The 17,894-nt window shown below is 39.5% G+C and carries 19 protein-coding genes; 14 read left to right on the forward strand and 5 right to left on the reverse strand.

Annotated features, from left to right (window positions below):
- The 4 genes from HCR01_RS15190 to HCR01_RS38690 form a co-directional block, all read left to right on the forward strand.
- Positions 1-370: aldo/keto reductase (locus HCR01_RS15190; protein ID WP_226889361.1), on the forward strand; the 370-nt coding region annotated here is incomplete at its 5' end.
- A 9-nt stretch (positions 371-379) separates the two neighbouring features.
- The gene (locus tag HCR01_RS15195; protein WP_320073118.1) at positions 380-1,597 is read left to right on the forward strand and encodes an aryl-sulfate sulfotransferase; all 1,218 of its coding nucleotides are present in this window, start codon (positions 380-382) and stop codon (positions 1,595-1,597) included.
- A gap of 69 nt (positions 1,598-1,666) precedes the next feature.
- A complete protein-coding gene (locus HCR01_RS15200) occupies positions 1,667-2,332 on the forward strand; it encodes a glutathione S-transferase family protein (protein ID WP_193196999.1) in 666 nt (221 codons plus the stop codon).
- A 399-nt stretch (positions 2,333-2,731) separates the two neighbouring features.
- Entirely contained in the window at positions 2,732-3,223 is a 492-nt protein-coding gene (locus HCR01_RS38690) for a transposase (RefSeq protein ID WP_226889362.1), read from the forward strand.
- 247 nt (positions 3,224-3,470) lie between these two features.
- Here HCR01_RS38690 and HCR01_RS39980 read toward each other — a convergent pair whose 3' ends face one another.
- Both HCR01_RS39980 and HCR01_RS38695 read right to left on the reverse strand, forming a co-directional pair.
- Positions 3,471-3,596 (reverse strand): hypothetical protein, encoded by a 126-nt coding sequence (locus HCR01_RS39980; protein ID WP_264299909.1) that lies wholly within the window; start codon positions 3,594-3,596, stop codon positions 3,471-3,473.
- A 154-nt stretch (positions 3,597-3,750) separates the two neighbouring features.
- Positions 3,751-3,936, reverse strand: coding sequence for a hypothetical protein (locus HCR01_RS38695; RefSeq protein ID WP_226889363.1), 186 nt, complete (start codon positions 3,934-3,936; stop codon positions 3,751-3,753).
- A gap of 591 nt (positions 3,937-4,527) precedes the next feature.
- On the opposite strand from HCR01_RS38695, the gene HCR01_RS15215 reads away from it, so the two are divergent.
- The 3 genes from HCR01_RS15215 (at position 4,528) to HCR01_RS15225 (ending at position 5,775) form a co-directional block, all read left to right on the forward strand.
- A complete protein-coding gene (locus HCR01_RS15215; protein WP_193197000.1) occupies positions 4,528-4,785 on the forward strand; it encodes a 2TM domain-containing protein in 258 nt (85 codons plus the stop codon).
- A 120-nt stretch (positions 4,786-4,905) separates the two neighbouring features.
- A complete protein-coding gene (locus tag HCR01_RS15220; protein ID WP_193197001.1) occupies positions 4,906-5,214 on the forward strand; it encodes a DUF3181 family protein in 309 nt (102 codons plus the stop codon).
- Positions 5,215-5,565: 351 nt separating this feature from the next.
- Positions 5,566-5,775 carry an acetyltransferase gene (locus tag HCR01_RS15225; RefSeq protein WP_162398140.1) on the forward strand — a complete coding sequence of 70 codons (210 nt, stop codon included), beginning with the start codon at positions 5,566-5,568 and terminating at the stop codon, positions 5,773-5,775.
- Between the two features lie 114 nt (positions 5,776-5,889).
- Here HCR01_RS15225 and HCR01_RS15230 read toward each other — a convergent pair whose 3' ends face one another.
- From HCR01_RS15230 to HCR01_RS15240, 3 genes are all read right to left on the reverse strand, one after another.
- Positions 5,890-6,342 (reverse strand): ABA4-like family protein, encoded by a 453-nt coding sequence (locus tag HCR01_RS15230; protein WP_193197002.1) that lies wholly within the window; start codon positions 6,340-6,342, stop codon positions 5,890-5,892.
- Positions 6,343-6,390: 48 nt separating this feature from the next.
- Complete coding sequence (cobW, locus tag HCR01_RS15235) at positions 6,391-7,431, reverse strand: cobalamin biosynthesis protein CobW (RefSeq protein WP_193197003.1); 1,041 nt, start codon at positions 7,429-7,431, stop codon at positions 6,391-6,393.
- Between the two features lie 351 nt (positions 7,432-7,782).
- Positions 7,783-8,499, reverse strand: coding sequence for a heme oxygenase (biliverdin-producing) (locus HCR01_RS15240; protein ID WP_193197004.1), 717 nt, complete (start codon positions 8,497-8,499; stop codon positions 7,783-7,785).
- 584 nt (positions 8,500-9,083) lie between these two features.
- Here HCR01_RS15240 and glmM point away from each other — a divergent pair.
- From glmM to hpsP, 7 genes are all read left to right on the forward strand, one after another.
- A complete protein-coding gene (glmM, locus tag HCR01_RS15245) occupies positions 9,084-10,556 on the forward strand; it encodes a phosphoglucosamine mutase (protein WP_193197005.1) in 1,473 nt (490 codons plus the stop codon).
- 150 nt (positions 10,557-10,706) lie between these two features.
- Complete coding sequence (locus tag HCR01_RS15250) at positions 10,707-11,459, forward strand: glycosyltransferase family A protein (RefSeq protein WP_193197006.1); 753 nt, start codon at positions 10,707-10,709, stop codon at positions 11,457-11,459.
- Between the two features lie 53 nt (positions 11,460-11,512).
- Positions 11,513-13,165, forward strand: a complete 1,653-nt coding sequence (gene hpsL / locus HCR01_RS15255) for a hormogonium polysaccharide biosynthesis protein HpsL (RefSeq protein ID WP_193197007.1) — start codon at positions 11,513-11,515, stop codon at positions 13,163-13,165.
- Between the two features lie 17 nt (positions 13,166-13,182).
- Positions 13,183-14,340 carry a glycosyltransferase family 4 protein gene (locus HCR01_RS15260; protein ID WP_193197008.1) on the forward strand — a complete coding sequence of 386 codons (1,158 nt, stop codon included), beginning with the start codon at positions 13,183-13,185 and terminating at the stop codon, positions 14,338-14,340.
- Between the two features lie 76 nt (positions 14,341-14,416).
- Positions 14,417-15,397: a hormogonium polysaccharide biosynthesis glycosyltransferase HpsN gene (gene hpsN / locus HCR01_RS15265; protein ID WP_193197009.1), complete on the forward strand. Its 981-nt coding sequence runs from the start codon at positions 14,417-14,419 to the stop codon at positions 15,395-15,397.
- 90 nt (positions 15,398-15,487) lie between these two features.
- A complete protein-coding gene (gene hpsO, locus HCR01_RS15270) occupies positions 15,488-16,663 on the forward strand; it encodes a hormogonium polysaccharide biosynthesis glycosyltransferase HpsO (RefSeq protein ID WP_193197010.1) in 1,176 nt (391 codons plus the stop codon).
- 27 nt (positions 16,664-16,690) lie between these two features.
- Complete coding sequence (hpsP, locus tag HCR01_RS15275; RefSeq protein ID WP_193197011.1) at positions 16,691-17,884, forward strand: hormogonium polysaccharide biosynthesis glycosyltransferase HpsP; 1,194 nt, start codon at positions 16,691-16,693, stop codon at positions 17,882-17,884.
- Positions 17,885-17,894: the final 10 nt, after the last annotated feature.

Genomic DNA, 17,894 nt, shown 5'->3' on the forward strand with positions numbered 1-17,894 from the left:
TTCTGGCTTAAGGTTTTTTACCTTTTCGTACGTCATAGATGTCAAGAATGCTCTAACCTACTTGTCCCACCCTCATGGGACTTTTGCAAGAGGTCTATTGTTTGAAAACTTTGGTCAGCGATATTTAAAACCAAATGTTAGCAAAGCAGTAGCAGCTTATGTAGAAATAGCCAAACGCCATCAATTAAGTCCTGCACAATTAGCGATCGCATTCGTGCGGAGTTGTTGGTTTGTTGCTAGTACGATTATTGGTGCTACTACATTAGAACAACTCAAAGAGAATATAGAAAGCATCAATGTAGTTCTTGATAAAGATATCTTGGCTGAATTGGATGCAGTTCATACTCAATATCCAAATCCAGCACCATAAGAGTACTGAGTGCTGAGTAGAAAAGTAGGTTGGGTTAAGCGTAGCGCAACCCAACAAAACAATGCAAATTTGGGTTTAGAAATAGTCTCTAGTCTCTTTAAAATTATGACGATCGCAACAGCATTAGTTGACCAAAATACTATTCGTCGGCGTGGTACTGGTTTAAGAGCTTATAATCCTGACAAAGTATTCAAGGGTTATACACTTTTTACACCACTTACAGGTAACGGAGAAGTATATCTTCTGAATCTAGAAGGAGAAGTGGTACATCAATGGGATTTACCTTATTCACCAGGTTTGTACGGTTATCTTTTACCCAATGGCAACCTTTTTTATAATGGTAAGACGTTAGATATTCCGCCACATTTTCCTTTGTGGGCTGCTTTTAAAGGTGGGGTTGTCTTAGAAGCAGATTCCAAGGGAAATATTATTTGGGAGTATAAACATCCAAACCACCATCACGACGGACGCAGATTACGCAACGGCAACACGATTTTATTGGCTATTGAAAAGATACCTCAGTCTTTAATTCCCCGCATCAAAGGCGGTGTACCGGGAACAGAAGCCGACGGTGATATCTATGCTGATGTGCTTTATGAAGTTACTCCTGGAGGTGAGATTGTTTGGACTTGGCACGCCTACGAACACTTAGATCCAGATATTTTTACTATCACTCTTCAAGATCAACGACACGAATGGACTCATGGCAATACTGTAGGCGAACTCGCTGACGGTAATATTATAGTCAGCTTCCGCAACATCTCTACCGTCGTAATTATCGATCGCCACACAGGAGAGATTATTTGGACACTTGGAGATGACGTATTAGCACAGCAGCACTTTCCTAACGAATTAGCTAACGGCAATATCCTAATTTTTGATAATGGCGCACATCGCCGTCACACTGCGCTCAATTTCTCTCGTGTGATTGAAGTCAGCCGTCAAACTAAAGAGATAGTTTGGGAATACACTGACAAACCACCTCAAAATTTCTTCAGTTCGTATATATCAGGCGCACAGCGTCTAGCGAATGGCAACACTTTAATTACAGAAGGTGCTTACGGTCGGATATTTGAGGTGACAGTTACAGGAGAGATTGTTTGGGAATATGTTAATCCCCACTTTGCTGTGAGAAATCTGGGTGAGAAGTCAGCAGTAGCTAGTGGGGAGCAAAATTCAGTTTTCCGCGCCTTTCGTTATGCACCTGAAGAAGTGCCTTGGCTGTGAGAAGGCAGGAGGGTTTTTGATTCGTAATTCTGCTAATAAACAAGTTTTAACTAATAGAGGAATATCAACATGGCTGAAATCAAGATATATAGTGCAGTCGTTTGCCCTTATGCTCACCGTTCACGTTTGGTACTTCAAGAAAAAGGCATCGATTTTGATTTGATTGAGATTGATTTGCAGAATAAACCAGCGGGATTTACAGATATTTCTCCTTATGGAAAAGTACCTGCGATCGCACATCATAATCATCGAGTTTGGGAATCGGCAGTAATTAACGAATATCTTAATGAGGTGTTTCCTAATCCGCCTCTTTTACCCAGTAGTCCTATTGCTAAAGCCCAGGCTCGCATCTGGATTGATTTTGCTAATACTCGACTTGTTCCAGCTTTTTCTACTCTGTTGCGTAGTTCTGAAATCGAACAGCAAGAAGCAGCTAAACAAGAACTATATAAACATCTGGAATTTATCGAGAATGAAGCTTTTGGGAAATTATCAGGAGACGGCCCCTACTGGTTTGGTGAGTCCATCAGTCTGGTTGATTTCACCTTTTACCCCTGGTTTGAGCGTTGGCCTGCACTGAAGCACCATCGAGGCTTTGGGATACCAGAGGAATTTACTCGTCTACGTCAGTGGAAAAAGGCTTTAAAACAACGTGATTCTGTAGTAGCGATCGCTAATAGCAAGGAGTTCTACATAGAGCGATATGCTAGATTTGCTACTCCTGTTGCTGCCTAGCACAGCTTTTTGGTAGTCAAAATAGTTTTATCTTACCCTTAGTTTTCGCCGCCCAAAGTCTTTTTGAGCGGCGAAAAACTATAGATAGTGGGAAAAGTATGAATTTAGGTATAACGACAAGTCTGCTATAAATTAGGCAACTTAATCCTGGGGGAGAAATCAGCTAGATAGTAACGCAAGTTGCTAGTTACTCACTCCAGAGCTTCGGGCTGGGGTATCGTGCATGGTTACTCAGATAATAAAATCCCCTCCAGTGAGATCAAAAGAGGGGAAGATGCTAAACGAAATAATTACGGTCTATGCTATCATCGACGACTTGTTAAAGGCTGTTGGGCATGATGAAGACAGTCGTCGAGAGATGAGCGATGCAAAAATTATATAACGGCGTTAGTAGCAGCGATGTTCTTTAATGGCAATCAAAGCAAAGCTTGCAATTATACGAAAGACCATCTGCTAGTGCCTAAGATATTAGAAAAATCACGCTTCAATCGACGATTACATCATGTATCAATGTTGCTCAACGATGTATTTCATCAAGTGGGAATGATAGTCAAAGAAATTAGTGATTGTACGGAATACCTTTTAGACTCATTTCCAGTACCAATGTGCGATAACATCCGAATATTTAACGTGGGATTAATCAAATCAGAAGATTATAGAGGTTACATAGCATCAAAAAAACGCTATTTCTACGGGGTGAGAGTGCAGTTATTAACCACTAAAAGCGGTATCCCAGTAGAGTTTGCCTTCATGCCTGGTAGTGCAAATGATGTTAGAGCTTTGAAGCGTTGCCATTCAATTTACCAACAGCGAGTGAGATATATACTGATTCAGCTTATACAGACTATACGCTGGAAGATGACATTTTTCATCCCAGTCAAATCACACTAAAAGTCATGCGTAAAAAGAATTCCAAGCGTCAAGATCAACCTTGGAATCAATATATTAAACAATCGACTCGACATTACATAGAAACTGTATTTAGCGCAATTACTTGTATTTTTCCCAAATCGATTCACGCAGTCACATATGAGGGATTTCTACTGAAGCTTGAAGCATTTATTTTAGCTTTTACTCTTAAACAGGCATTTAGCCAACAAGTATTGTTTAGTACTTATTATCTAAGTAAAATGCTTTTTTAATCCATTGAAATCGCGGTTGCACCCAGCGTCACCGTCGATTCTTTGCGTTCAATTATGTTCACTTCTAGGCGCGTTGCGCCTAAAGTTTGATAACTCGCAACTTGGGTTATTAGCCGTCGCACTGTACGTACTGACTTACCAAGCTTTTCTGCTGCTTCCTTGAGCTTTTGAGTGTATCAGAACTTACGCACTCAGATCCCCCAACCCCCTTAGAAAGGGGGCTTTAGACGTTCCCCCCTTAAAAAGGGGGGTTAGGGGGGATCAGGGTTTCAGGCTTCAGTGCGTAAGTCCTATGTATGTAGTGCGATCGCTATTTTCCAAAAGACTTTGAATCACCTCCATTTTCAGCAAAGCTTCATCCGAAAGTTTAGAAACAATAACGTTTGCTTCAGCAAGATCGTTGTTAACATCTGCGGAACTTGCCCAAGTTGTAGAGGTTGTAGAAGATTTTGCATCTTGCATACAGTGTTTTATCAAAACATGATTGTATTATACTAATAAATTGACAAATAATTTGTTAATTTATGAAAAGTTATGATTTTTCCAGGTTTCTGGAAAGTGACAATTAAATTGTGAAATATCTGGTATTTGACATCTAATTAGTGAATACCGACTTAGATGGGTATAACTGTCTTAAATAGGAAAAACCCTGACATAATCCTTGCTATGTCAGGGTTTTAGGCATTTAGAATGCTGTGACAAGTTTTTGTTAAATGGACAAATAATTAGTGAATGTACAATAACGCCTCTATTTTCAGTTTTAGGTAGAATAACCTTTAGCTTTATCCCGCTTGTTATAGAGAATTGTAGAGCTAGGTATTACAGCTTAAATCCTATGAAGGCTAATCATTCAACACCACAATTATGCTTATACAGCTAAAGTAGCACCGTCATAGAATTCATCCATACAATATCGCCTACATTCAACTGACTAGTAACCCAGCGGTTCTTGACTTCCAATTTGATTATGAATGGTTGTAGAGGTTTAATAGCAAGCGCACTCCCAAAAACCTTAGAATAATTAAGGTGTATTCAACTTTGTAGTAAATATTTATGCCTCCTCGTTGGCCTCGCAAACCCGATCGCAATGACCCAGAATTCCGCAAATTAGATGACCGGATGAATTTTGCCATACATGTGGCGATTGCTGCTGCGATTAATTCCGGGTTATGGTTTGTCCACAACTTGAAAACAACTACCTGGGAGTGGTTGCCCTGGTTAACAGCAAGCTGGACAGTAGTATTATTGGTGCATCTCATTTATATTGCTGCGATCGCCAACTACACCGAAACACCATCCAAATCCACCTGAAGACGGACTACCAATGCTAGGGCGATTGTAACCTGTGGCAGTAGAATCAGCCTGGTTTATTGAGCGATAATGTAAAAAAGCCTGAGAGTTAACACTCTTTCTTAATTTAAGGTTATTTTTATGGCTAAGACTAACACCACAGAAATCCTGGAAGCCCTAGCAGCTGAAATTGGCGAAAATGTCTATATAGATATTGCCAAGTGGCATCTTTATTTATCTGATGCCAAACTGCATACAGTGGTTGCTGAACAACTGTATCCCTTAATCACTTCCAATACTATAAATGAAGACCGAGTTGTAAAAGTTTTGGAATCTATTACAGTAAAAATTGGTGGTGGAAGACGTGAACTTCCTCTAATCGATTTACTACCGCTACAATGTCAAGTCACCCTAGTAGATATTTTAGAAAAATATCAACACGAAATCTAATTGCTAAATCGAGGGTATATCTTAAGTTAAACAGTTTACTAAGTAAGCATTTCCTAATTCAATTGGGATTTAAACTTTTGAGTTGCAAATCTGTTTAACTACAATTAAAAATTTTGTAACCCGCTTTTTATAAAACTAAAAACACAGATGCACAGCGAAAAGTTTGCGTGTCTGGCTAAAAGGAGCGCAAAACTTTTCAAGATAGATAAATTTTGTGAATCTGTATACATATTTGGTAACAATTTTCCTTAAATATTAAGGAATTTTAGTGTTCCAAACTAGGTCAAATGTGAGCAAGTTTATCTTGAAACTCACACCTAATTTTCATGCAAACTTATTGAGGATAGTTACATGCTTTTACAAATCAAAGAGTCTGGTGAATTGGTAGAAATTGAGGAAATTCAAGAATTAATCGACCCAAATAATGATGTTATTCACGGACGAGAACAACAAGGAGAAGAAGAACAACCACCTGAATCTTATAAAAAAGAAAATCTCGTTTTTCCTTCTGGTGAAGATTTACCACGCTGTTGGTTAGATGCCGACTATAGAAAAGCCTAAGCTTCGTGATTCTAAAATCAGGCGATAGGTAATTGAAAAAATTCAATTACCTATCGCCACAATATTTGAATCTACCTCTTTCTCTAATTATGTGCTAGTTGGCGACGCAGCTTTTTATGCTGTAGTCGCCTCTTTACTTGGCTGCAATTTGGGGAAAAATGCCTGCGAAATCCAGTTAGTCAAAATGTGAGAAAGCAATCCTAAAGGGCCAGCAAACAAACACAATGATAGGGAGTGAACCGTCCAAACACCTGTTTTCTGTCCTTCCCAATATATCCAACGACCAACAAACAAATCCATCACTAAAAAATGAATCCAACCCGCTGCTGCCACTTTCTCATCGGCAAAAAGTCGGGCAACATCAGCTAACTGAATATTTGAGTAATCTTGAGCATTTTCGGGTGTAATGCTGTTGATAAACAAATATAAATATACTCCAGCTAACAGCACAAAAGGCAAATATGATTCCATTACCCGCCGTGTAACTTTCCAGTTTGGCAATAGAATCATCAAGGCCCAAAAGGGCAAAACGAAAAGATTGGCAACGTTAAACAGTTGAGAGATCATAAAAATGAGGACAAGGAATGAGGGAATAGGAGATTACTTACTCAGCACTCACAAAGCTACTAATTGTGATTCTATTTCTGAAGATTTCAAATCACGACCGATGAAAACTAAGCGGGTTTGTCTTGTTTCTTCTGGTAGCCAGGGGCGATCGTAAAATTTATCAAATCGTGTTCCCACGCCTTGCATCACTAAGCGCATGGGTTTATTGGGTACAGCCACAAAGCCTTTAATCCGATAAATTTCTTGTTGGTGCGCCAGTGTTTGTAACTGATTTTGTAGCTTTTCTGGATCAAAGGCACGGTCTAAAATGAGATGAGTTGAGGTAATCTCTTCGTCGTGGGTGTGGTCTTCTTCAGTGTCGTGATGACTAGGGCGAGAATCTAAATTGTCTTCAACTGCGGCTTGGAATCCTAATAATATAGATGGGTCTAGTTGAGAGCAATTGCTTTCTACAATCTTCACTACTCTAGGCAACTCTTGTTTAATAAACTCTTCAACTTGAGCTAATGTCTCGGCATCAACTAAATCAGTTTTATTTAACACCACTAAATCTGCACAAGCAAGCTGGTCTTCAAACAATTCTTGCAAGGGTGTTTCATGTTCTAAGCTATCATCTGCTTGCCGTTGGGCTGCGACTGCCTCTGGGTCACTGGCAAATGTCCCCGCTGCGACAGCTGCACAATCTACCACCGTAATCACCGCGTCTACAGTAGCAGCGTTGCGAATTTCCTGCCAGCGAAAAGCCTTCACTAAAGGTTTTGGTAAGGCTAAACCAGATGTTTCAATCAAAATACAATCAATGCTATCTCGCCGCTTGATTAACTCTTGCATTGTGGGAAAAAATTCTTCCTGCACAGTGCAACATAAGCAACCGTTTGTTAATTCAAAAATATTACTGCCACCATCAGCATCTTCGGGGCAAATTTGACAAGATTTCAACAATTCGCCATCAATACCGAGTTCGCCAAATTCATTGACTAAAACAGCAATGCGGCGTCCTTGGTTGTTTTGTAGTAGGTGACGAATTAGGCTGGTTTTACCACTACCTAAGAAGCCTGTAATTACTGTGACAGGAATTTTTGCAGCCATATTTGTGCCTGGTTTTATCAGTATAATAAGTTATAAAAATTACAACCTTTAATACTGAGAATGAGCTTAGCTTAAAGTTTGACTTAGTTATTCTAAGCTGATTATTCAGCAAGCTCTGCAAATAGATCCAAAAAATGCTCTGAAGAACTTGCTGATTAAACATAATTGAGGGGCAATCTCCCTATGGTTGCTTTCATCAATGTAAAGCAGTCACAGGGCTATTGCCCCTAAATATTTTGAGCATTTTTAGCGCTCATTCTTTCTCCAAAGACACCGATGAATTATCCTTCATTAGGCTGTCTCGACTTATGACTCCACAATCCACACTCCGCACCCTGTACTGGGAATTCATTATTCAGCAGTAGCGAGTTCAGTGCTGCCGCGTGCGCGTCGCCGTGTGAGGCTATTGTACAGCATCAAACCGATCGCCTTAATCAAATTGCCTTCCAATTCTTGGAACATCTTCATGTTCATGCCAAAGGCGGCGTTAGCTTCATCAACTATGCGATCGCTTGTAGCATCATCAAGTGGCAATTCGTCCAAAGCTTGACGATATTTAGCTTTGAATGCCTTCTCGTCAGAAATTTCATCAAATTCATAGAAGGCGGTACCTTGTCCATCAGACAGATTCATCGCCGTTTGGGCAATGCCTTTGAGAATTTGTCCTCCAGATAAATCGCCTAAGTAACGTGTGTAGGAATGTGCAATTAGCAGTTCCGGTTCTGTTGCAGATATTTCCCGGATGCGTTGTACATAAGCTTCACCTGCGGAAGATAACTGGATTTGCTCCCGCCAGTTAGCACCAAAGTAATAACTTAGGTCTTTCTCTAGAGTCTGCTTGCGGTCTAACTGAGGAAAGTTAATTTTAGAAACAATCGGATGCTGACGATGCTTTTCCATCTCCTCTTCCATCGCTGAGTAGATGAAGTAGAAGTTAGCAACAAGCTTTCGGTAAGAGTGTTTTTCCACCACTCCTTTTAAAAAGCACTTGACAAAACCCACATTTTCCGCCATTGTGTGGGCTTTTTTAGTACCTACACGTAATTTGGTTGCTAAATTGCTGCTCATGCTAAATTTCTCAACTTTAAAAAGTTAACTGTCGGAGTTTTGATTTTAGGAACGGCTAAAAAAGCCATTAAAACGTTACCTTAAAACTTTTTGATGAGAATTTATATTAAAATTTTTTAAGCTAGGATATTTTTGAGTTCTTAACACAGCAACAGCTATAAGGCAATATAAGCGCTGTCCAAGAGTTTTAATTTTTTGATTTTATTAGCTAAATTTCGCTTTTATTCTTGGCTTCGCTGAGAAATACTTGCGATTACTCTAAAAGTAGGATTATCATAGCTTATTTTGGATCTGTGGCATTGTTAAAGTGTGAACTAATACTTTTATAAAGCTTAGACTGACGTTGGAATTATAAAAATAATAATTAGCTAGAATATGTAAACTTCACTCTTAACGTCAAAATCAATACTTAAATTCACGAAAAATTTACATAAAAGAGACATATTTTTACGTGTTTTTGCGGAAAAATAGTTTTATTAGAATATTTTTATAAAAATAAGAACAATCATAGATAAGGTATTCTGTCGAAGTGGAATAAAGTTTCAAGTACTATTTTTCAGTGTGAGTGTGGAGTGTTTAAACTTATGGTTTCATCTATAACTCGGACTCCGGGCATACCTGGAGGTTCTGCTTCCGAAATTAACGGATTGGGCAAAGGTATTGAGGGCAGTTTTGCACTGAATTTAATACCACTACCAGCGAGTACTCTATTTGGTACAGATGGCATTCGCGGACGAGTGGGAGAATTGTTGAATGCGCCTTTAGCATTGCAAGTTGGTTTTTGGGCAGGTATTGTTTTACGTACCCATGCTGCTCAAGTAGGGCCAGTTATTCTCGGACAGGACTCTAGAAATTCCAGCGATATGTTGGCAATGGCTTTGAGTGCAGGATTAACGGCCGCAGGAATAGAGGTTTGGTATTTGGGCTTATGTCCCACTCCTTGCGTTGCTTATCTCACCAGCATTAGTGATGCCATTGGCGGAGTCATGATTTCTGCTAGCCATAATCCACCAGAGGACAACGGCATTAAGATTTTTGGTGCAGATGGTGCGAAGTTACCTCAAGTATTGCAGGCTGAAATTGAAGCGGGACTACGTGGCAAGATATCATCTATTACTAGCATCAGTAATTGGGGACGGCATTACTCACGCTTCGAGTTAGTGGGGCATTATGGCGAAGCCTTGAAAAAACCCTTGCACAGTGCCATAAATCTTCAAGGTATGAAGATTGTTTTGGATTTGGCGTGGGGAGCAGCAGTCGGGTTAGCACCATCCGTTTTTCGAGAAATGGGGGCAGAAGTAATCTGCTTGCATAATGAAGCAGATGGCGATCACATCAATGTTAACTGCGGTTCCACTCACCTAGAAATTTTGCAAGCTGTTGTTAAAGAACACAATGCTAACTTGGGTTTTGCCTTTGATGGCGATGCCGATCGCGTCTTAGCTGTAGATAATACAGGACGGCAAGTTAATGGCGACTACATTCTCTATCTCTGGGGACGTCACTTACAACAAAGGCAACAATTGCCAGACAACCTGATTGTATCCACAGTCATGGCCAACTTAGGCTTTGAGAGAGCTTGGAAGCAACAAGGTGGAAACTTAATTCGCACCGCAGTCGGCGACCAATATGTGCAAGCAGAAATGCTCCGAACTGGGGGAATGCTAGGCGGCGAACAATCAGGTCACATTCTTTGCCGTCATTATGGCGTTACTGGCGATGGTTTGTTAACAGCCTTGCATTTAGCGGCTTTAGTAAAAGAGGCTGGTGTTTCCTTAGCAGAATTAGTAAACCAAAGCTTTCAGACTTATCCGCAACTTTTGCACAATGTGAGAGCAACTGATCGCGATCGCCGTTTAGGATGGAAAGATTGCCAATCTCTGCAACAAGCGATCGCCCTTGCCGAATCATCAATGGGCGATTCTGGTAGAATCTTGGTGCGCGCTTCTGGTACAGAACCAGTAATTAGAGTTATGGTGGAAGCCGTCAACGCTGAACTTGCCAACCACTGGACAAGTGAATTAGTCTCAAAAGTCCAGCAATATTTAATGAGCTAAGTTAGCTATTATCCTTGCTTTTAACAAGCACAAATCCCTTATAGCTTTTGCAAACCTAAATCATTCGTGAACAACAAGATTCCCGAATTCTTTAAGAATTCGGGAATTTGAAGCTTTCGATTTTCACAAATTAAATAGGATTGCTATATAATGCTTGTTTTTATTATTCCACTCAAAAGCCCCCAAGTTTCCAATTCCTGGGAGCGTGTTACACAATTATTTGAAAGATGCATTAAATCAGTTTGCAATCAAACCTCACCTAACTTTCGCGTTATTGTTGTTTGTCACGAAAAGCCAAAAATAGAATTTAATCATTCCCACATTACATATATTACAGTTGATTTTTCACCTGCAAACGAGACTAACCCTGTAGCTCAAGGAGACACAGATAAAGGACGTAAAATCTTGAAAGGATTGATTTACGCTCGTCAATTTTGTCCTACTCATACTATGGCGGTTGATGCTGACGATTGTGTCAGTAAAAAGTTAGCCAAATTTATTCAACAACATCCTGATTCTAATGGATGGTTTATAAATAAAGGTTATAAATATCAAGAAGGAAGTAAATATATATATATTAAAAGAAACAATTTTTATAAAATGTGCGGTACTTGTAACATTACTCGATATGATTTGAATTATTTACCAGAAACCGCAGAATATAATCGTGGCTATGGATACTACAGATATTATATAGACCACGCCAAAGTTAGGGATATTCTCAAAAACAAAGCGAAAGCCATTAAATCATTACCATTCCCCGGTGCAGTTTATATCCTGGAAACAGGAGAAAATCTTTTTGATAATTCCAAAAGATTAAGATTCAGCATTTTTAATCGCAAACTATTAAATCAATCAATTAGAGATGAATTCGGACTGTACAACTTACAGCAAATATCATAAATTTATCAACTATAATATATTGTTTTCCGAGGCTGATAGGCTACAGCGCCACTATGCCAAAATTCAAATCAAAATCTCAGTCATCTAAAAATTCAAAAAAGCAGGCTAAAAAGGAAACTCCTACCCTTAGCCTCAAAGAAAGGTTAGCTCAAAAGCGCAAAGCAGCCCAAGCCCGTAAAGAACTCACTAGCTTGCTTACCACCGCCACCTTTGGCGGTGTCTTTGTTGGCATTCTGCTCTTTTTCGTAGGTGGAATTAAAATGGCGGCTCCTGCGGTCTTGGGGATACTTGTCATGTCCTTTTCCTTCAAATATCCCCGCCAAGCTCTATTTGCTTTCATCATTTATGTACCTATTGGGGGTACTATTACTTACTATTTGGGCAATAGTCCCATACTCCAATTGGCTAAAGATTCCTTTTACGTTCCAGCATTAATTGGATTTTGGCAAACTTGTCGCAAGCAGGGACTACCCCTAATTATTCCCCAAGGCATTAAAATTCCGCTGTATATTGTCTTGGGTTGCAGTCTATTAACGCTGTTGTTTATCAATGGTGGACAGCAGTTTAACCCGCCTAGTGTCGGACTACTAGAAAATGCACCCAAAGAAATACCCATAGGTATGGGAATTTTGGGACTTAAAGTATTTTTAGGTTACGTTCCTCTGATTGGTTGTGCTTACTATCTAATTCGCAACAAGCAGGATTTTCTATTTTTATCGCGCTTACAGATTGTTCTCATCATCATTTGCTGTGTACTAGGACTTATTCAGTATTTGTTACTACTAACTGGTGTATGCCAAGGTACTAGAGGACTCGAAGGAGACGCCTTATTTAGAGCTACACTCGAAGCTCGGTGTTATTTTGGTGGAGCGCTAGTATATAGTCCCGAAGAAGGGATTATTCGCCTACCAGGAACTTTTGTGGCTCCTTGGCAATGGGCGTGGTTCTTAATTGCCAGTACCTTTTTTACGTTTGCCACAGGCTTCACCGACCCATCGGTAATATGGCGGATGCTCGGTTTAGGTTCTTTGGCATTGGTCTTTATTAATGCTGTAGTCTCTGGGCAAAGAATTGCTCTAGCTTTAGTACCAACCTGCTTCATTATTTTGCTATTGCTTACTGGTCAAATTGCCAACCTCAAACGGTTTATCCCCATTGGTATAGGACTTGCGTTGATTCTGGGAATTGCGATGGTAACTAACCCTGCTGTCGTGCAAGAGAGAACCGAGAGTTTTACGAGCCGCTGGGACGCTTCACCACCTCAAGATTTTATCGTCCAGCAATTTGAAGAGAATTGGAAAAATGTAGACGGCCCCTTGGGAAGTGGCTTAGGCCGAGCTACAAACTCTGCCCGTGCAATGGGTTCAACTAAGTTAGTGGAAACCTACTACCCCAAAGTACTTTTTGAAGTGGGAATTGTTGGATTATTAGCGTTCTTGGCTTTGGTGACAACTTTAACAATCATTGCCTTCAAAACGTATCGCTCCATAAAAAACCGTAATTTCCGCAGTTACGGAGCTGCTTTATGGGTGTTTATATTGTTTATTAGCTACAACACCTATTACTACCCTCTGGATGTAGACCCGGTTGCTGTCTATTATTGGTTTTTTGCGGGAGTTCTTTTCAAATTGCCAGTCTTGGAGAAACAAGAGAAGGAAGATACTGAGCCTCAACAAACAACTAAGCGAAAACGGTTACAAACATAAATTTGAGTGAAACAAAAATGGTAAAAGTTATTATAGGAGGTCAAAAACACCTCAGTATTCCTAATCTACCTCGTAATTCTAGACATACACTAATCCGCCCCAAGCCTTTTCCCGCAGGTAGATATCCAATAGAAAAAATTTGGTATCCTTTAGGCAGTTTTATTGCTTGGCAGCCTTTGTGGGGAAGATATCAAGCTATTCATTCTTTTAATAGAATTTTATATACGAATAAACCTTGGTTTGTCACATTTGAAGATCATCGGCTTCTATATAGAAATCCTCAAAATCAACAAGAAGCTGTAATTTATGAGTTATTAAATAATCGCTTAGCGCTCGATAATTGCCAGAAAATTATAGCTATCTCAGATTATGCCAAGTTGAGATTAACTAAGCGGATAGAAGGCTGGAAGATAGAAAAAAGAATTAACAATAAATTGGATGTTATTCATCCAAGTTTCCCTGTCAGAGTTGACTCATTTAAACGTTATCAAGAACAACAAAATCTCCAGTTTGTCTTTATAGGAAACCACTTTGCTAGAAAAGGTGGGATTGTTGCTTTAAGGCTAGCAAAAAAAGCCGAAAAACTAAGTTTACCTATTACTATACACATAATATCTGGACTTGAATATGGTTCAGGAGTACCTACTGATTTCCCTGAACGCAGCAGATATGTAGAAGATTTAAAATTACTTAATTTGAATAACGTTGTTTTTCACAAAAATATTCCTAACGAAAAAGTTATTGAATTATTATCACAAAGCCATTTTCAACTAATGGCTACATTACATGATACGTACGGCTATAGTATTATCGAAGGTTTTTCAGTTGCTACTCCTGCAATTACGACTAATGTCTGCGCTTTGCCAGAGTTTCTTCGTCATGGTGAAAATGGATATATTTTAGAATTGCCAATTAACGAAATTAGGCACTGGAGTAATTGGCTGCACGGAGAAAAAACCAAAACTGATGAATATTGGGATATTGTGAATAGCACCTATGACTATTTAGCAGAACAAGCATTACAACAAATAATCAAATTTCTTGATAGAACAGATAAACCAGAACATTACGAATATTTAAGTGCAGGAGCGTTAGCTCAAGCCCAAAATGTGCATAACTCCGAAAAACAAAATGAGTTATTTGACAATCTATATGCAGCAGCAGGAGTATACTGAATTTTCCTAAAACTAATTATTACTTGGTTATCATCTAATTATCAAAATAGCAAAATTAAGTTAGTATAAAAAACTCATGAATTATTGTCCTTTGATTTCAGTGATTATCCCGACCTACAGTCGAGAGGAACCGCTACGAGATAGTATTGTAGATGTCCTCAAGCAGGACTATCCGAATTTTGAAGTTTTGGTTGTAGACCAAACCCCAAAACACCAACCAGAAATTCAAGCTTATCTGGAGGAACAAGCGAGAGCAGGTAAAATTAAATGGTTGCGTTTAGATTGGGCGAGTTTACCAGGGGCGCGAAATTATGCTGTACGGCGGTCATCTGGTGAAATAGTATTGTTTATTGATGATGATGTTCAGTTAACCCCTGGATTTTTAGCAGCCCATGCAAAAAACTATGTACAAAATCCAGAAGTTGGGGCGATCGCAGGACGAGTATTTGACAGAATGAAATTGGGTGACTCTGGGGGTGATGTGCAAATTGAATATTTGCCTCCCCAGGCAATGGATCCAGGAATTGCCTGGTATCATATTGATTTAGTGCATACAACTAAACCCCAGCAGGTGTTGACAGCCAGGGGTTGCAATATGTCTTTTCGCCGCGAAATTTTTACTAAGCACGGACTGAGGTTTGATGAAAGGTTTCGCGGTAGCGCAGTGCGAGAAGAATCAGATTTTTGTTTGCGAGTGCGCCAAACGGGATATAAGATTTGGTACGACCCAGAAGCCCATCTAGTGCATTTAGGCGAAGAAACGGGGGGTTGTCATGATATTAGTATGCGATCACTTAAATATCAACTCACCTTTTACCACAACCATTTCTTACTGGGGCTAAAAAACCTCACCGCTACCCAAGCCTTACGCTTATACGCCCGTTTATTTGATTGTCACGTCTTGGGACGCCCGCCTTGTCACAAAAGTGGTTCCCCAATCAAAATTGCAACTCGCGCCGTTTTCTACACTTTGGGTTTTTTCAAAGCTTTGGGTACTGTCATCCAATCAATCTGGAATGATGGTCAAATTTACAGTCGCTTAGATCAACAAGTTTAATCATTAGTCATTAGTCATTAGTCATTGGTTAGTAGCAACAAACTAACCAGTGACAATTGACAACGAACACATAATAACTACCAAATACCAATGAAAATCTTAATTGCTAGTCATACTTATATTGTAGACCTTAACTGTGAGAAATTACGCGCTTTATCACGATTAAAACCAGGAATTGAAGTTACAGTTGTCGTCCCGAAGCGCTGGAAACCCGGTGGCGTACAAAACAAAATCATTGAAACTGAATACTGCGATGAAGGCGCATTTAAAACAGTGCCTATTTCTAATTTTAGTCAAAATCATCAGGGACTTCTCACTTTTGGTGCTGATTTAATCCCATTATTACAGCAGTTTCGTCCCCAAATCATCCAGGTAGAACAAGGTTCTAGGGGACTTGCTTATAGTCAGATGATTGCTTTAAATCAGCTATTAGGACTCAAGGCCAAAAATGTGTTTTTTACCTGGTGGAATCTACCTTATGAACTAAAATTACCAGTTGCTTTATTAGAAAAATATAACTTGAATCATAGCCACGGCATCATTTCCGGCAATCAGGATGGAGCAGAAATTTTACGCCAACGCGGATATCAAGGGCCAATTAAAGTTATGCCACAACTGGGTATAGATGAAAGTCTGTTTACTCTCCAAAACCAACCAGAATTAGCATCAAATTTGGGCATTAAAACAGGAGATTTTGTAGTAGGGTTTGTTGGACGCTTTGTGCAAGAAAAGGGATTGTTAACACTTTTGCAAGCATTATTCAGTTTAAAAAATAAACCTTGGAAGCTACTACTATTAGGACGGGGAGAGTTGCAATCTGAATTAATCAAGTTAGTAGCAGAAAATAATCTTCAAGAGCGCGTACTTTTTGTAGAAAGTGTTGCTCATGACAAAGTTGCCAACTATATCAATTTAATGAGTACTTTAGTGTTACCTTCGGAAACAACTTACAAGTTTAAAACTTTAACTTCAGTTGGCTGGAAAGAACAATTTGGTCATGTATTAATTGAGGCAATGGCTTGTCAAGTACCTGTAATTGGTTCTAATTCTGGTGAAATACCGCATGTAATTGGCGATGCTGGTTTAGTATTTCCCGAAGGTGATGCTCAAGCTCTTGCTAATTGCTTAGTTCAATTAATGGATAAACCAGATTTTGCCCACACTCTCGGTGAAATGGGTTATCAAAAAGCAATGATTAAATACACGAATAAAGCTTTAGCTAAGCAACAATTAGAGTTTTATCAAGAATTAGTTAATAGTCCTTAGCAAATGACAGATGACAAATGACAAAAAATGAAAATTCTACAAGTTGTCCCCTCAATTTCTCTGATTTATGGCGGCCCCAGTCAAATGGTATTAGGACTAGCTCCAGCATTAGCGCAAGAAGGAGTAGAAGTTACAATTCTCACAACTGATAGTAATGGCGATATTGGTCAAAAACCCCTAGATGTTCCCTTAAATCGCCCAATTAAACAAGATGGCTATGAAATAATTTACTTTCGTTGTGCGCCGTTTCGTCGCTACAAATTTTCTCTAGACCTACTAAATTGGCTAAAGCGTCATGCTCAGGAGTTTGACTTAGCACACATTCATGCTCTATTCTCTCCTGTAAGTAGTGCTGCTGCGATCGCGTGTCGTCAAAAAAAGCTACCTTATATTTTGCGTCCTCTGGGTACTCTCGATCCAGCTGATTTACGTAAGAAAAAGCAGTTAAAGCAGATTTATGCCGCAATTCTAGAACGTCAAAATTTAGCTGGTGCAGCAGCAATTCATTTTACCAGCAATCAAGAAGCCAAAATATCAGAAAGATTTGGGGTATCTACGCCGGATTTGGTGATTCCCTTGGGTGTTAAAGAGGAGGAGAGGAGGAGAGGGGGAGAGGGGGAGAATGTCCTGCGTAAGCAATTTAATATTCCTGCTGAAATTCCTTTGGTGCTGTTTATGTCACGAATTGACCCGAAAAAGGGGTTAAATCTGTTGATTCCGGCACTAGAAAAGTTGGTATCAATGAGTTATGAGTTTCACTTTGTTTTAGCTGGAACAAATCCGCAAGATCCAGATTATGAACAAAAAATAATATCTCAGATTCAAAATTCACCACTGCGATCGCACACTACAATCACTGGCTTTGTTACTGGTGAACTCAAAGTTAGTTTACTACAAGCTGCTGATTTATTTGTCTTGCCTTCCTACTACGAAAATTTTGGGATTGCTGTAGCTGAAGCGATGGTTGCAGGTGTACCCGTAGTTATTTCTGATCAAGTGCATATTTGTCAACAGATACGTGATAGTGAATCTGGCTGGGTGGGTGCAACAGATGTGCAAGCACTGGTAGAGTTAATGCAAGAAGCTTTGCAAAATCCCGAAGAACGCCAGCGACGGGGATTAAATGCCCGACAATATGCATTACAGCATTTTAGTTGGGATGCGATCGCTCGTCAAACAATCCAAGCCTACCAGAAAATTCTGACAAACAAATTATTGTGATCGCTGTTTT

The sequence above is a fragment of the Nostoc sp. MG11 genome, from assembly GCF_014904695.1.
GTDB lineage: Bacteria > Cyanobacteriota > Cyanobacteriia > Cyanobacteriales > Nostocaceae > Komarekiella.

Excerpts from the sequence above, each read along its gene's own strand:
- HCR01_RS15230 (WP_193197002.1), bottom strand. The coding sequence starts at position 6,342 with ATGATCTCTCAACTGTTTAACGTTGCCAATCTTTTCGTTTTGCCCTTT.
- HCR01_RS38695 (WP_226889363.1), bottom strand. The coding sequence starts at position 3,936 with ATGCAAGATGCAAAATCTTCTACAACCTCTACAACTTGGGCAAGTTCC.
- HCR01_RS15225 (WP_162398140.1), top strand. The coding sequence starts at position 5,566 with ATGCTTTTACAAATCAAAGAGTCTGGTGAATTGGTAGAAATTGAGGAA.
- HCR01_RS15240 (WP_193197004.1), bottom strand. The coding sequence starts at position 8,499 with ATGAGCAGCAATTTAGCAACCAAATTACGTGTAGGTACTAAAAAAGCC.
- HCR01_RS15200 (WP_193196999.1), top strand. The coding sequence starts at position 1,667 with ATGGCTGAAATCAAGATATATAGTGCAGTCGTTTGCCCTTATGCTCAC.
- HCR01_RS38690 (WP_226889362.1), top strand. The coding sequence starts at position 2,732 with ATGTTCTTTAATGGCAATCAAAGCAAAGCTTGCAATTATACGAAAGAC.
- HCR01_RS15250 (WP_193197006.1), top strand. The coding sequence starts at position 10,707 with ATGCTTGTTTTTATTATTCCACTCAAAAGCCCCCAAGTTTCCAATTCC.
- hpsP (WP_193197011.1), top strand. The coding sequence starts at position 16,691 with ATGAAAATTCTACAAGTTGTCCCCTCAATTTCTCTGATTTATGGCGGC.
- HCR01_RS15220 (WP_193197001.1), top strand. The coding sequence starts at position 4,906 with ATGGCTAAGACTAACACCACAGAAATCCTGGAAGCCCTAGCAGCTGAA.
- hpsL (WP_193197007.1), top strand. The coding sequence starts at position 11,513 with ATGCCAAAATTCAAATCAAAATCTCAGTCATCTAAAAATTCAAAAAAG.
- hpsO (WP_193197010.1), top strand. The coding sequence starts at position 15,488 with ATGAAAATCTTAATTGCTAGTCATACTTATATTGTAGACCTTAACTGT.
- HCR01_RS15215 (WP_193197000.1), top strand. The coding sequence starts at position 4,528 with ATGCCTCCTCGTTGGCCTCGCAAACCCGATCGCAATGACCCAGAATTC.
- glmM (WP_193197005.1), top strand. The coding sequence starts at position 9,084 with ATGGTTTCATCTATAACTCGGACTCCGGGCATACCTGGAGGTTCTGCT.
- cobW (WP_193197003.1), bottom strand. The coding sequence starts at position 7,431 with ATGGCTGCAAAAATTCCTGTCACAGTAATTACAGGCTTCTTAGGTAGT.
- hpsN (WP_193197009.1), top strand. The coding sequence starts at position 14,417 with ATGAATTATTGTCCTTTGATTTCAGTGATTATCCCGACCTACAGTCGA.
- HCR01_RS15260 (WP_193197008.1), top strand. The coding sequence starts at position 13,183 with ATGGTAAAAGTTATTATAGGAGGTCAAAAACACCTCAGTATTCCTAAT.